This window comes from Lysinibacillus sp. NPDC097279 (genome assembly GCF_044761745.1).
Classification (GTDB): Bacteria; Bacillota; Bacilli; order Bacillales_A; family Planococcaceae; genus Lysinibacillus.
Window position 1 is genome coordinate 147,723 of the sequence record NZ_JBIWDA010000006.1, and the last position, 13,497, is coordinate 161,219.

13 protein-coding genes and 1 riboswitch are annotated in these 13,497 nt (G+C 35.8%); of the genes, 9 read left to right on the forward strand and 4 right to left on the reverse strand.

Translation table 11 applies throughout. From position 1 onward, the window contains the following. The first annotated feature begins 6 nt into the window (after positions 1 to 6). The 9 genes from ACIQ1H_RS19820 to ACIQ1H_RS19860 all read left to right on the forward strand — a co-directional run bounded on the left by ACIQ1H_RS19820 (position 7) and on the right by ACIQ1H_RS19860 (position 8,714). Positions 7 to 546 carry a TetR/AcrR family transcriptional regulator C-terminal domain-containing protein gene (locus ACIQ1H_RS19820; RefSeq protein WP_402891225.1) on the forward strand — a complete coding sequence of 180 codons (540 nt, stop codon included), beginning with the start codon at positions 7 to 9 and terminating at the stop codon, positions 544 to 546. Positions 547 to 629: 83 nt separating this feature from the next. Beyond that, complete coding sequence (locus ACIQ1H_RS19825) at positions 630 to 1,265, forward strand: TetR/AcrR family transcriptional regulator (protein WP_173479182.1); 636 nt, start codon at positions 630 to 632, stop codon at positions 1,263 to 1,265. A 103-nt stretch (positions 1,266 to 1,368) separates the two neighbouring features. Next, entirely contained in the window at positions 1,369 to 2,103 is a 735-nt protein-coding gene (locus ACIQ1H_RS19830) for a glucose 1-dehydrogenase (protein WP_173479181.1), read from the forward strand. Positions 2,104 to 2,273: 170 nt separating this feature from the next. After that, positions 2,274 to 4,274 (forward strand): catalase, encoded by a 2,001-nt coding sequence (locus ACIQ1H_RS19835; RefSeq protein ID WP_402891229.1) that lies wholly within the window; start codon positions 2,274 to 2,276, stop codon positions 4,272 to 4,274. 192 nt (positions 4,275 to 4,466) lie between these two features. Continuing rightward, positions 4,467 to 4,568, forward strand: a riboswitch (purine riboswitch). A gap of 163 nt (positions 4,569 to 4,731) precedes the next feature. Beyond that, complete coding sequence (locus ACIQ1H_RS19840; RefSeq protein ID WP_402891232.1) at positions 4,732 to 5,592, forward strand: DUF3100 domain-containing protein; 861 nt, start codon at positions 4,732 to 4,734, stop codon at positions 5,590 to 5,592. A gap of 7 nt (positions 5,593 to 5,599) precedes the next feature. Then, complete coding sequence (locus ACIQ1H_RS19845; RefSeq protein ID WP_139860322.1) at positions 5,600 to 6,052, forward strand: hypothetical protein; 453 nt, start codon at positions 5,600 to 5,602, stop codon at positions 6,050 to 6,052. Positions 6,053 to 6,112: 60 nt separating this feature from the next. Then, on the forward strand, positions 6,113 to 7,462 hold the full coding sequence (locus ACIQ1H_RS19850) for an amidohydrolase family protein (protein ID WP_402891235.1): 1,350 nt from the start codon (positions 6,113 to 6,115) through the stop codon (positions 7,460 to 7,462). Between the two features lie 36 nt (positions 7,463 to 7,498). Continuing rightward, complete coding sequence (locus ACIQ1H_RS19855; RefSeq protein WP_402891237.1) at positions 7,499 to 8,266, forward strand: sulfite exporter TauE/SafE family protein; 768 nt, start codon at positions 7,499 to 7,501, stop codon at positions 8,264 to 8,266. Between the two features lie 130 nt (positions 8,267 to 8,396). Further along, on the forward strand, positions 8,397 to 8,714 hold the full coding sequence (locus ACIQ1H_RS19860; RefSeq protein WP_402891240.1) for an MGMT family protein: 318 nt from the start codon (positions 8,397 to 8,399) through the stop codon (positions 8,712 to 8,714). Positions 8,715 to 8,859: 145 nt separating this feature from the next. Here ACIQ1H_RS19860 and ACIQ1H_RS19865 read toward each other — a convergent pair whose 3' ends face one another. The 4 genes from ACIQ1H_RS19865 to ACIQ1H_RS19880 all read right to left on the reverse strand — a co-directional run bounded on the left by ACIQ1H_RS19865 (position 8,860) and on the right by ACIQ1H_RS19880 (position 13,476). Continuing rightward, the gene (locus ACIQ1H_RS19865; RefSeq protein ID WP_402891243.1) at positions 8,860 to 10,125 is read right to left on the reverse strand and encodes an MFS transporter; all 1,266 of its coding nucleotides are present in this window, start codon (positions 10,123 to 10,125) and stop codon (positions 8,860 to 8,862) included. A 488-nt stretch (positions 10,126 to 10,613) separates the two neighbouring features. Next, on the reverse strand, positions 10,614 to 11,210 hold the full coding sequence (locus ACIQ1H_RS19870) for an ankyrin repeat domain-containing protein (protein WP_402891246.1): 597 nt from the start codon (positions 11,208 to 11,210) through the stop codon (positions 10,614 to 10,616). A gap of 103 nt (positions 11,211 to 11,313) precedes the next feature. Then, positions 11,314 to 12,006, reverse strand: coding sequence for a response regulator transcription factor (locus tag ACIQ1H_RS19875; protein WP_173479174.1), 693 nt, complete (start codon positions 12,004 to 12,006; stop codon positions 11,314 to 11,316). 18 nt (positions 12,007 to 12,024) lie between these two features. Next, positions 12,025 to 13,476 carry a sensor histidine kinase gene (locus tag ACIQ1H_RS19880; RefSeq protein WP_402891249.1) on the reverse strand — a complete coding sequence of 484 codons (1,452 nt, stop codon included), beginning with the start codon at positions 13,474 to 13,476 and terminating at the stop codon, positions 12,025 to 12,027. Positions 13,477 to 13,497 lie beyond the last annotated feature (21 nt).

The window sequence follows — 13,497 nt, forward strand, 5'->3', positions numbered from 1 at the left end:
AGAAAAATGACTAAAAAAGAGGATCCACGTGCCCTTAGAACACAGGAAATGCTTAAAACAGCTGCCCTATCCCTTTTAAATGAGGGTCTTTCCATTAATCAATTATCTGTTCAAAAGGTGACACAAAAGGCGTTATTAAATCGAACAACTTTTTATTTACATTATCAAGATATCGATGGCCTCATTACACAATTAACGCAGGGAATTTTACATGAGCTGACAGAAAAAATTGAAGTACTTATCCAAGTTCAGGACATCGATGAAAAAAAACAATTGATTCAATTACTCGATTATCTTTATACACAACGGCATCATCTACTCATCCTTTTTCAACTCGAACAATTTGAAAATCATCTATTCCAATTATTAAAAAAGTTAATTGACGTTCGCAGAAACAAAAATAGTAAAACAACTAAAAAGGTCTATGTCGATGCTCAAATCAAAACAGCTTCAATAGTTGGCGTTATCATGTGGTGGTTAAAAAATGGGCTACATTTAAGTTCTGATTACATAGCAGAACAAATTCACCTTATGTATAAAACATAATAAATATACAAAAGTAGCTTTATAAGTTTGTATGTAATATGCATGCTACAATTAATGTAAGAAGAACAGTTGGAGTGACGAAAATGAGTAAAAGAGAACAACAAAAACAACAACGCCGTCAACATATTATCCAAATTGCCAAGGATTTATTTTTGGAACATGGCGTTCAAAATATACAAATGCAGGATGTGGCGGACGCCTCTGGTGTTGGGATTGCGACAATATTTCGTTATTTCCCTAAAAAAGAGTTTTTAGTAATTGCAGCATCAAATACTATTACGAATGATATGGCGACGGATATAGAGCAGATTGTTGCGCAAACAATTCCTGCTTACGAAAAAATTAAACAAATTTTGGAATATTATATAAGTGGAACAAAGGATCCTAATCTACGTTTAGCTAAGTTTTTCGAGTCCTTTGATTTACATGAGAAAATTGCTACGGAATCTTCGACTGAGCAATACGCTGAATACTTTTTTGCACGAAGAAAATTAGCTGGTATTTTATTCACATTAGCTGATTATGGTAAACAAGACGGCTCATTAAGACAGGATATTAATTTAGATTTGTTTATCATGACGATGGTACAAAACTTTAGTTTATTCACATTTAAATCAAGCCTAACAACCCACGATCCAAACCTTTCCCAGTTGTTATCTACGGACAAGCAACTGGAGTTGATGAAGGATGTATTTTTATCTTATATTCGACCACAATAAATGACGAACGTTTTGAATTGACATTCGAACGCGAAAGTTGTTAACTAGGAAGTATAAAAGTGATAGTTAACTATCAAATTTAAAATTTTAGGGGGCTTTCTAAATGAGTCGTTTAGCAGGTAAAGTCGCAATAATTACAGGTGCTGCACAAGGTATGGGCGCTGCACACGCAAAATTATTCGTAGAAAACGGAGCAAAAGTTATTTTAACAGATTTAAATGAGGAAAAAGGAAATGCATTCGCAGCTGAATTAGGCGAAAATGCTATTTTCGTTAAACAAAACGTAACTTCTGAAGAAGATTGGGCTACAGTAATTGCGAAAGCAGAAGAAGCTTTCGGTCCAGTAAACGTATTAGTAAACAATGCTGGTATTACTATGGCAAAAAATATGCTAGAAGTAACATTAGAAGAATACAAACGCATCGTTGACATTAACCAAGTGTCTGTATTTTTAGGGATGAAAACTGTAGCAGGTTCAATGGCGAAAGCTGGTGGCGGTTCAATCGTCAACATTTCTTCAATGAACGGCTTAGTTGCTGGTGCTATCGGTTATACAGATACAAAATTTGCTGTTCGTGGTATGACAAAAGCTGCTGCAATCAATCTAGCACCTATGGGCATTCGCGTAAACTCTGTACACCCAGGCGTTATCGCAACACCTATGGTTGTACAAGAGGATACAAAAGCAGCAGTAGAAGAATTCTCTAAACATATTCCATTAAAACGTGTGGCTCAACCAGAAGAAGTATCTAATATGGTATTATTCCTAGCTTCTGATGATTCTAGCTACTCAACAGGCTCAGAATTCGTTATCGATGGCGGATTAACTGCACAATAATACATGATAATAAAAAGCCCGATTTTCTTTTAAAGAAAATCGGGCTTTTTTCTGAGCGTGCTACATGTCCTTTTGTCCCCCTTATTTAGCATTTTCGGAATCAATTCATAATGTTTTTATTCCAACTAAAAGGGAATGCATTAAATAAGATTACTTTGAGGAGGATTCAAATGGACAATAAAAAAACTGAACAATTAAAGAAACATATCATTGATAACCAAGGTAAACATGCCTTAACGACCAATCAAGGATTAAAAATGGCAGAGGATGAATTTTCTTTAAAAGCTGGTTTAAGAGGTCCTACCCTTATGGAGGACTTTCATTTCCGTGAGAAAATGACTCATTTCGACCATGAACGTATTCCTGAACGTATTGTTCATGCACGCGGTGTTGGTGCACATGGTGTTTTTCAGCTTTACGAATCATTAGAAGATTATACAAAGGCAGATTTTCTTACAAATACCTCTAAAATTACTCCTGTATTTGTACGATTTTCAACGGTACAGGGTTCTAGAGGATCGAATGATACAGTGAGGGACGTACGAGGATTCTCTACTAAATTTTATACAGACGAAGGTAATTATGATTTAGTCGGTAATAATATGCCTGTTTTCTTTATTCAAGATGCCATTAAGTTCCCTGATTTTGTGCATGCCGTTAAACCAGAGCCACACAATGAAATACCACAAGGTGCTAGTGCGCATGATACTTTTTGGGATTTCATCGGACAAAATCCTGAAACTGCCCATATGATTATGTGGCATATGAGTGATCGTGCGATTCCACGTAGCTTACGCATGATGGAAGGCTTCGGAGTTCATACTTTCCGTCTTATTAATGCTAAAGGACAAGCTCATTTTGTGAAATTTCACTGGAAGCCTACGCTAGGTGTTCATTCATTAGTTTGGGATGAGGCTCAAAAAATTGCAGGGAAAAATCCTGATTTCCATCGACTTGACTTGTATGAAGCAATTGAAAAGGGAGATTTTCCAGAATGGGAACTCGGTTTACAGTTAATTTCGGAAGAAGATGAGCATGCCTTTGATTTTGATATATTAGATCCAACTAAATTATGGCCAGAGGAAGAAGTCCCTGTAAAAATAGTGGGCAAAATGACTTTAAATCGAAATGTAGATAATTTCTTTTCAGAAACAGAGCAGGTTGCATTCCATCCTGGGCATGTTGTACCTGGTATTGATTTCTCAAACGACCCTCTTTTACAAGGACGATTATTTTCTTATACCGATACACAACTGTCTAGATTAGGAGGACCTAACTTCCATCAAATTCCGATTAATCAACCTGTCTGTCCTTATCAAAACAATCAACGTGACGGCATGCACCAAATGGCAATTTATCGAGGACAAACGAGTTATCATCGCAACGGTTTAAATGACAATCAACCAGCTCCTGTTCCTGCAGATGAAGGCGGCTACGAACATTATCAGGAGAAAATTGATGGCAATAAAATTCGAGGCCGAAGTGAAAGCTTTTTAGACTTTTATTCGCAAGCAAAGCTTTTCTATAATAGTATGGCTCCTTATGAGAAACAACATATTAAAAAAGCATTCAGTTTCGAGCTTGGCAAATGTAAATCAAATGCCGTGAAAACAAAGGCAATCGACCTTATCAATCATATAGACCATGAATTAGCACAAGAAGTAGCCAACAATATTGGCGTAGCATTACCTAAAACAAATCTTGAAATACAATCAAATAAAAAATCGCCCGCACTCAGCATGGCGAATACTATCTCTAAACCCGACACAAAAAATGTCGCGATTGTATTGAATGGACAACCTAATGCAACACTTCTAACAAAATGGCTTCAAACATTCGCTAAACAACATGTAAATTATAGTATTATCGATAAAAAGGTATCTCAAATCGACGATTCCCTTAAAGTAACCGATACTTATGACACAGCAGACCCAACCCTTTTTGACGCGGTTTTAGTCATTAGCAGTGAATCACCTATTCAAACTCCTGTGCTAGAGTTTATAGAAACAACCTTTAAACACTATAAACCTTTAGCCTTTGACATTCATGACCCACAAGCATTAGATTCTTGCAGAATCAAATTAGGGGGAGCTGGGGTCTACAATTTAAAAGACTCCACAATTGAATCCTTTATTGAAGGCATAGCCCAAGGTCGATTCTGGAATCGTTAAAATGAAAGATGGCCTATTCAAAACTCAGTTTTTGGATAGGCTTTATTTATTGGATTACCTCATTTGCTCGCATACACTTTTCACTTAAACATCCTCTCCATTCCGTAAAACCCCTAAAAAAACTTTGACTTTCCAAAAACATTGAGGTAAATTGTTAAATACACGAACATATACTGATATACTAATTAACAATGTTCGCATTTTAAAATTCTTCGTATAAAGTTGGAAATACGGTCCAAAAGTCTCTACCAAACTACCGTAAATAGTTTGACTATGAGGAATGACAAAAAACGATATATTATTCTCGTACTGAAAAAACGCTTTGTTTATTCGGTCTATTTACGTTTTTTGTTTTTCTGTATGTCAAACTCTAGTTTATTAACTAGGGTTTTTTCTTTTTTCACTCTTCTATACGTAATTATTTTAAAAAGTCCATCACCAAGAGAGGAAAAAGAGCATGGAAAACACAGAACAACATCAATCCATTTGGCAAGTAATTAAACAAAATTACAGATTATATTTAGGGGCTCTTGTTATCGTTATCATTGCCGAACTAATTGGAGTAAAGAAATTCCAAGTTGGATCTGCTTTAATCGTTATTTATCCAATGCTATTTGCCATCGTAATTAGTGTTTTACTTGGCCCAGATATTTTTCGATTTTTTAAAGAAAAGGCATCCACAAAGGCTTCGTCTCTTGTTCTTGTAGCAATCACACCTTTTATGGCGAAAATTGGCGTACTTGCAGGTTCTAATCTTCCTAAGCTTGTCGATGTAGGTCCTGCATTAGCCTTTCAAGAGCTTGGACATGTCGGAACCATTTTTCTAGCTTTACCAATTGCATTATTGCTAGGAATTAAAAAGGAAGCGATTGGCGCAACAAGCTCTACTTGCCGCGATAAGGATTACGGTTTGATTTGTCATCTATATGGTGCCAATTCTCCAGAAGCAAGAGGAGCTTTATCTATTTACATCATTGGATTTTTAATCGGTACTATTTATATTGGTTTTTTAGCAAGTATCGTAGCTTCGACGGATATTTTTCATCCTTTAGCATTAGCGATGGCTTGTGGAATAGGTAGCGGTGTCATGATGGCGGCAGCATCTAGTACATTGGCAACCATTTATCCAGAATACGGTGATCAAATTATTATGCTAGCAGGTGCAAGTGATACGTTAGCAGCCATTATAGGTATCTACTTCACTTTATTTATCTCTCTTCCTCTTACTAGGAAATTATATTACTTGTTAGAGCCAAGAATCAGTCCAAAACATACACGTGAGCCAAAACAAATGAACAGCATGAAGGTTGGTGATTAAGTTGACTATGAGCATGCGAGATTGGACAATTTCTCTTTTATTAACATCTGTTATTACAACGCTGATGGCTAACCTAATTGGTTCCCATGTATCTATTGCAGAATCTATTCCTGGTGTACTGATTTTATCCGCTATCGCCTTCGTCGGTATTTTTTTAGGGAAAATTATTCCTTTAAAAATTCCTGCAATTATTTACGTTGTGCTAACAGGCTTGCTTGTTGCAAGCCCTATTTCACCTATCTCTCAACCAGTGATTGAGTATACAGCTAAAATTTCCTTTATGGCACCAATAACAATTGTTGGTACCCTCGCTGGAATTGGACTTAATTTTAAATCATTTATCAGTCAAAGCTGGAAAATGGTCATTATCGCCTTATTAGTTTTTACAGGTACGTTTATTACACAAGCAGTTTTTGCTCAAATATTTTTAAACTTAACGAATGCATTAGATTCATTCTAAAACGAACTAGAGAGGCTCACCCCTCTCTAGTTTTACTCAATTCATTAATGGAGGCATATTATGCAGGATATAGCGTATAACGCTGATTTAATAATTAAAAATTGTTCCATCTTAACCCCTGACTTTCACATCGAGCATAATCAATCAATAGTCATTAAAAATAATAGTATCGTCGCTATTGGGGCTACTGCATCACTTGCTACGATTTATCAATCAAGAGACATTTTAAATGGACAAGGCAAACTAGTACTACCAGGTTTAATTGATGCCCATACGCATACATGTCAACAACTTCTCCGTGGAAGAATTACAGATGAATACCCTATGATTTGGACGCGCATAATGGTGCCGTTTGAAAGTAATTTACAGGAGCGAGATGTTTATATTAGCTCACAGTTAAGCTGTCTCGAAATGATTAAAGCTGGCACTACAGCCTTTATTGATGCTGGTGGCAGACATATGCAGCAAGTCGCAAATTCCGTATTAGAATCAGGTCTACGTGGTGTTCTTACATGTTCCACTATGGATAGTGGCTTAGACATTCCTCAAACGATGAAATTTAGTATCGAAGAAAATATCCGTAACAATCGAGCATTGTTTAATGAATTCCATGGAGCTGGTGACGAGCGAATAAATGTATCATTTTCTCTTAGATCCATCATTACTTGCACACCAGAATTAATACAGGAGGTTTTCGCAGCAGCTAAAGAATGCTCTACTAGTGTGCAATCTCATATGAACGAATATCCAAATGAAATTAGCTATTGCCTAGAAAAATTTAAAATGCGCCCATTTGAATATCTTGCTTCCTTAGGTGTCCTTAATGAAAATTTCTTAGGTGCCCATAGCATTTTACTTTCTGAAAATGAAATGGAAGTTATTCAAAATACTAATAGTAAAGTTGTCCACTGTCCTATTAGTAATTCTGGTAAAGGCGTGCCCAAAACACCTAGCTTATTACATAAAGGAATTGCTGTTGGTTTAGGTACAGATGGGGCTGGTCATTCGGGATTAAGCTTATTCGATCAAATGAAAGTGTTTAAATCATTAATACGTGCATTTTCTGGCGTTCCAATTTTTGACCCAGTAATTATGCCTTCAAAAAGCATTTTAGAAATGGCTACATTAGGTGGAGCAAAAGCTATGATGCAAGACAATCAGCTAGGAACATTGGAAGTTGGCAAAAAGGCAGATATGATCTTAATTAACATTGATCAGCCCCATATTGCTCCTTCACATAATTTAATAAATACGTTAATTGAATCCGTTAACAGCAATGATGTAACAGATTCCATTGTTAATGGTAAAATATTAATGAAAAACAGAGAAGTTCTGACACTGGATGAAGAAAAAATAAAATACGAAAGTAAGCTTGCAATGAAGGAACTTGCTATTCGTGCAAACATCTAACTCTTGTTAAGGGTTATAATAATTGAGGTCTAAAATATGTTAACAAACTCACTGCTTTTAAGTATTGTTTTATGTTCCAATTTAGTTATTGGTATTCTTTTAGGAATGTCTGGAATTGCGGGATTTCTTCTCCCGTTAATTTATGTAGGTTTTTTAGAAATACCTGTCCATGATGCACTTGCATTGAGTTTTTTAGCATTTGCTGTTTCAGGCATTCTCGGAGCTTATTCCTATTGGAAATCGAAAAATATGGATTTGAAATTAGCCCTATTTTTAAGCATCGGTAGCCTTCCTGGCGCGTTTTTAGGTGTTCAAATCAATGTGCTTATTTCTGATTTTCTGGCTAAGTTATTGCTGTACCTATTTATTTTACTAGCTGGCTTGTCGATTATTTTTAAGAAAAACAATGAAAATGCACTTATCAATAAATCGAAAGCATTGAATAACCCATTTATTGTAATAATTATCGGTTTTTTAACGGCAACGATTTGTGCTTTAACAGGAGCAGGTGGCCCGATTTTATTAGTACCATTACTAGTTAACCTTGGTGTCAATATTCGCGTCGCTGTAGGTGTAAGTCTTTTAAATTCAGTCTTTATTGCCATACCATCTATATTTGGATACTTTGCATATGCCAATGTAGATAGTATTTCTAGTTTAGTCATTGCAAGTTTAATCGGTGTAACGATTGGAATTCTCACGGGCACTCGGATTGCAAATAAAGTACCTATGAACATGTTAAAAATAATGATTGGTGTTATTACTATACTGTCTTCGCTTTATATGCTCTTTACGTTAAAATAGAAACAAAGAGAGGCTTACTACATGAAAATGTAGTAAGCTTTTTATGTTGAGGATAGTCAACAATTACCCATAATGATTACAATGTTTTGTAAGCTTATTAAATAGCTTTGTCAAAAAGGAGCCGAATCCTATGCAACCATTTACTAAAAATGTGATTACTGTCATAAAAAATATCCCTACTGGTAAAGTAATGACGTATAGCCAAGTTGCAGCATGTGCGGGCAGTCCTAGAGGAGCCAGACAGGTTGTAAGAATACTTCATACAATGAGCGAAAAATATGCTCTCCCGTGGCATCGTATCGTAAATATCAAAGGGGAAATTACGATAAAGGATGCAGTGCATCAAAAGACATTATTAGAAAACGAAGGGATTGTTGTTACGCAAGCCTTTACGCTTAACTTAGAGCAATACCAATATAAAGTAGAACCTATAGATTTTGATTTGTAAAAATTTCTTATGTGCTCCATTTTGCAAACTTAGACAAAAATAAAAACACCCCTAAATTGTTAGATTGACTATCTAACGATTTAAGGGCATTTGCCTGTATATACATATATTACAATCAAACATTTATAAAAACTTCATCTTATTACTAATTCCACAATCCTGCTTTTTCTAATTTCTTTTTCCCCTTAAAGGCCATTAAAATCGAGCCAACGTTCAAGAGCAACATTATAAAAATAGTATACAATACATACGTATAACTGCCTGTAAATTCGAAAATAAAACCATAGATAGGTAATGCAATAATACCCGCAACTGCTAAACCTGTTATAGCAAGTCCATAAATTTGACTAAACTCTCTATTACCAAATAGCGCTGTTGTTAAAAGTGGCCCTAATGTACCAAGAGATGCCACAACGAATCCATATAAACCAGTAGCTGTTTTAAAAACTAATGGGTTTTCAGGCACTAATAAAAGAAGTCCTACTGGAACTAATCCTAAAAGCATAGCAGAAATTGCTGTGTTCTTTACGCCTATTTTATCGCTTAGGAAGCCGAAAAATAATGCCCCTATTACAACTCCTACCGACCAAGTACCCATGGCATTCCCTGCAAATTTAACATCATAGCCCAGCCCCATCGCGAATGGTGCAACATGTTGGTTAAAGGCAGCTATTGAAGTCTCACAGAAAAAGAAAAAGACTAAAAAGTAAAATGCACTCGATTTTTTAGCTATAGTAGCAGCAACGCCACTATTTATCGTTGTTTGAACATGAACTGTGTCATTTTCCTTCACTTCATCCACACCATATGGCTGTAGCCCTATTTGTTGTGGAGCTTTTCTAATCGTTAATAAGACAATTGGGATAACAATCGCCATTACTCCTACACCTAAGAAAATATACGTATTTCTCCAACCTGCACTAGCAATTAAGTTGCCTGCTACTGGTTGAAGGAAAGCACCTATTAAACCACCAGCGCCAACCATAATACCTAGAGCTAAACCTTTATGTTTTTTAAACCAATTATTAATCAGTACAGGACCTGCTAATTGTGTTACGACTACAGATCCCATTGCCATAGGGATAGCAAACAAATACCAACCCCATACTGAATTCATGAACCCAAACATTGCATAGGCTCCTGCCTCTAACGTAACCGCTACTACTAACAGTATTCTAATATTGTATTTAGCTATCATCTTACCTGCAACGGGTAAGGAGAGCATTGTGACAATTGAAGCTATACTAAAGTACAATGTTAAACTGCCCATACCAATACCCAAATCTTCAGTAACTGGGGTTAAAAATAATCCACCTGTAGTCGCAATGCCACCTTTTGCAGCTCCGACCATAACAACTAACCCTAATAACACCCACCAAGCATAGTGGATTTTTTTCTTTGACTGACTCATAATGCTGTCCCCGATTCGTATATTGGATTTTACTTTTACACAAAAATTTCATTCTATTTTTTAATAATCATTAAAATCTCTCTCTCGTTTGAAAAAGATATAAAACATTATTGGTCAAATAGAATTTTTTTATATTAATATACTTAGAATGTACTAAATGAATACTGCTAATTTTATTTCCAATTCCCTCCTAGTTCTTTTGATATATAATTTAGTTTAAAATTAAACTACCTTCGCAATAGTAACCCGATACTTATAATGTGTCAAATATATGAACTTTGTTATTTTAGCCCAAAAACGGGCGCTATAATAGTTGAACTTATGTATACACCATGCTACCAGTGTGTTTGCACGGGGCTTCGTGTAGCTTATTAGCCCTTAAAATACAAGTTTTTATTCCACATTTTTAGCTAATTCCTATAAAAAAACACCTAGAACGTTGTAATAAAAACGTCCTAGGTGCTCTTTTTAATCTTGTTATCTTTCGACTATTCTTCTAACATCTCAATCATTTTTGTATAGCCCATCTCTTTGGCATAATCCAGCGCTGTCTTTCCCGAATTGTCACGAAGTTCCTTATTGGCATTGTATGCTAATAATTCTTGAACAATTTGCTGATACACTACGGAGCCGTCAGTCAATGCGACTGCTTCAATTAATGCCGTATAGCCAAAATTATTTTGATGATCGATATCTACGTTACCATCTTGTAAAAGCAGCTTCACATTGTGTAAATGTCCTTTTTCAGCTGCAGGGATTAAAGCATTTCCTCCATAGCGATTGACAATATTTTGATTTGGTTCCGCGTGCTCAATCATATATTTTAAAATCTCTGTTTTTCCTTGTGCACCTGCATATAAATAGGCGCTATCCTGAATATGATCCTGTTGATTAATATCAGCACCCGCATCAATTAATCGTTTTGCCAACTCTATATAATTTTCATGTGTAGCAATTAATAAAGGCGTTTCCCCTTTATCATTTGTTTCATTAATTGGATAAGTTGAATCCTGTAAAATTTTTTGCACTTTTTCTACATCATTGTTTTCAACCGCTTGAATCAGCTTACCTGATTGTTGTGCCATATGATTTCCCTCCCCCTTCTCGTTACACCCTGTGAGTATGAATAATACACTTATAATACTTATAAAATATTTCATGTAAAACCGTCCTTTCACAAGGAGATTGTCAATTATTAAATCGATATCCGCTTCCCCAAATTGTCTCGATAGGCAGCTCTGATAGTTTTCCCTTTTTTAACTTATCCCGAATGCGCCCAACATGGACAACAACTGTAAAAACATCTCCATCTAAGTCATCCATATACCATAATTGACGGAAAAGTTGCTCCTTTGTCCATACACGATTTGGATGCTCCATAAAAAACACGAGTAGGTCAAATTCCTTCGTTGTAAAAATAACTTCCTGACCTAAAACGAATACTTTGCGAGCGGCTTTATCAACAATAATATTTTTCATCTCCAAATAATCCTGTGCTTGTTCACTACCTGTCAGCTGCTTGTAACGTTTACTATGCGCTTGTACACGAGCGACGAACTCACTAGGACTAAATGGCTTTGTTATATAATCATCCGCACCTAAGCCAAGCCCTCTTATCTTATCAATATCCTCTTTTTTTGCAGAAACAATTATGAGTGGAATATTTTTCTTTTCACGAATGCGTCGACAAATGTCAAAACCGTTCATTGAAGGGAGCATTAAATCAACGACAATTAAATCAAAAGGCTCATTTAATGCTCGATTCAATCCTTCAAAACCGTCTGTTACAATTTCCGCCTCTATTTCATGAATTTCTAAATAATCTCTTTGTAATTCTGCAATGCTAATATCATCTTCTATGATTAATATTCGTGATGGCATCAGTCATCGACACTTCCTTTAAGCCTTTTCCAAGATTATTGTTACCGTTGTACCAAAATGTAGCTTACTTTGAATTTTTACTTGTCCATTATGCTTTTCAACGATTTGCTTCACAATTGCAAGCCCCAGACCGCTACCACCTGTCGTCGAAGTACGGGCTTCCTCACCACGATAAAAATGATCGAATACATATGGGAGTTGGTGCTCTGAAATGCCTTGCCCATTATCCTTTACAACAATTTCAACAAGTTGATTAACTGCCACTACTTCTAATATCATACATAAAGGTTCATTTGGCTTTTTAAACTTCATACTATTTTCAATTAAGTTAGCGATTGCTCGATTCATCTGCATACGATCAATATAAATATAGACATCTTCCACTACATTTAATGCTAACTGTACTTCTCGATTGTATAATTGAAACTCCTCCACTATATGTGTAAGAAACTTGCCAATCTGTATACGCTCAAAATGTAGCTGAACGGCCTCAGCATCAAACTTAGAGTAGAGAAAGAGTTCTTCAATTAATCGGTTTAATGCAAGTGATTTAGAATGAATGGTCTTTAAATACTTTTCTCGCTTTTCAGGCGTTTCTGCAACGCCCTCCTGTAAACCTTCAACATACCCAATAATTGTTGTAATCGGTGTTTTTAAATCATGAGAAATACTTGCTATTAGGTCTTTACGGTTTTTTTCAAGATTGCGTTGCTCCTGAATAGAATCTAAAAGTGCTGAGCGCATACTCTCAAAATTAGCTGTCAGCTCATGTACTTCCCTTGCTGTATTAGCAGGGAGTGTCGGTGCTTCAATCATTAAATCACCCTCTCGTATTTCAGACATGGTCTGTCCTAAATTTTCGAGAGGTTTAATAATGGTCTTGTGTAAAAGTTGATTTAAAAAAAGCATTGCGGCAAACGAGACTAGAAGGATGATGAAAATAATAATAATTCCCCATTTAGTAAGGAAATCTAAAAAACTGTTTTCTTTTTTCAACACTAAAACGCTACCCTTGGACTTATCGCTATAATAAAAGTCGAACTTAATATAACGGTACAATCCTCCAGCATTATCAATGGTGCCCTTTGTTTCAATATTATTCGTATCAAACGTCGGGAAATGCACGACAAGCGATCTTTCTACTAACCCTTGCGAATAATATACAATTTCCTCTTCATGACGAATGACAACTCCAAGTGACTTTTCCTCAATCTGCTGAAAACTTTTTTGCATATCTTGCCCTAGAAGATTGTCTGGATTCTGCTTAGCCATATTGCGTAGCTCAATATAAGCAAGCTCCTCTTCAGGGCTCAAGGAGCGTTGCTTTGTAAAAGTTTGATACAATGTTTTAGGTGTTGGAACAGACCCTGTCGTCACATAAAAAACAATGCATAAAATGGATAGAATAGAAACACTTGCAATCACAATACCGCCGATATAAGAAGTTAAAAATCTATTCTTAATTGTCATATTGATCTCCTTTCCTCAATT

Bases quoted from the DNA above. Each gene is read 5' to 3' on its own strand.
- ACIQ1H_RS19820 (WP_402891225.1), top strand. From the start codon at position 7: ATGACTAAAAAAGAGGATCCACGTGCCCTTAGAACACAGGAAATGCTT.
- ACIQ1H_RS19825 (WP_173479182.1), top strand. From the start codon at position 630: ATGAGTAAAAGAGAACAACAAAAACAACAACGCCGTCAACATATTATC.
- ACIQ1H_RS19830 (WP_173479181.1), top strand. From the start codon at position 1,369: ATGAGTCGTTTAGCAGGTAAAGTCGCAATAATTACAGGTGCTGCACAA.
- ACIQ1H_RS19835 (WP_402891229.1), top strand. From the start codon at position 2,274: ATGGACAATAAAAAAACTGAACAATTAAAGAAACATATCATTGATAAC.
- ACIQ1H_RS19840 (WP_402891232.1), top strand. From the start codon at position 4,732: ATGGAAAACACAGAACAACATCAATCCATTTGGCAAGTAATTAAACAA.
- ACIQ1H_RS19845 (WP_139860322.1), top strand. From the start codon at position 5,600: ATGAGCATGCGAGATTGGACAATTTCTCTTTTATTAACATCTGTTATT.
- ACIQ1H_RS19850 (WP_402891235.1), top strand. From the start codon at position 6,113: ATGCAGGATATAGCGTATAACGCTGATTTAATAATTAAAAATTGTTCC.
- ACIQ1H_RS19855 (WP_402891237.1), top strand. From the start codon at position 7,499: ATGTTAACAAACTCACTGCTTTTAAGTATTGTTTTATGTTCCAATTTA.
- ACIQ1H_RS19860 (WP_402891240.1), top strand. From the start codon at position 8,397: ATGCAACCATTTACTAAAAATGTGATTACTGTCATAAAAAATATCCCT.
- ACIQ1H_RS19865 (WP_402891243.1), bottom strand. From the start codon at position 10,125: ATGAGTCAGTCAAAGAAAAAAATCCACTATGCTTGGTGGGTGTTATTA.
- ACIQ1H_RS19870 (WP_402891246.1), bottom strand. From the start codon at position 11,210: ATGGCACAACAATCAGGTAAGCTGATTCAAGCGGTTGAAAACAATGAT.
- ACIQ1H_RS19875 (WP_173479174.1), bottom strand. From the start codon at position 12,006: ATGCCATCACGAATATTAATCATAGAAGATGATATTAGCATTGCAGAA.
- ACIQ1H_RS19880 (WP_402891249.1), bottom strand. From the start codon at position 13,476: ATGACAATTAAGAATAGATTTTTAACTTCTTATATCGGCGGTATTGTG.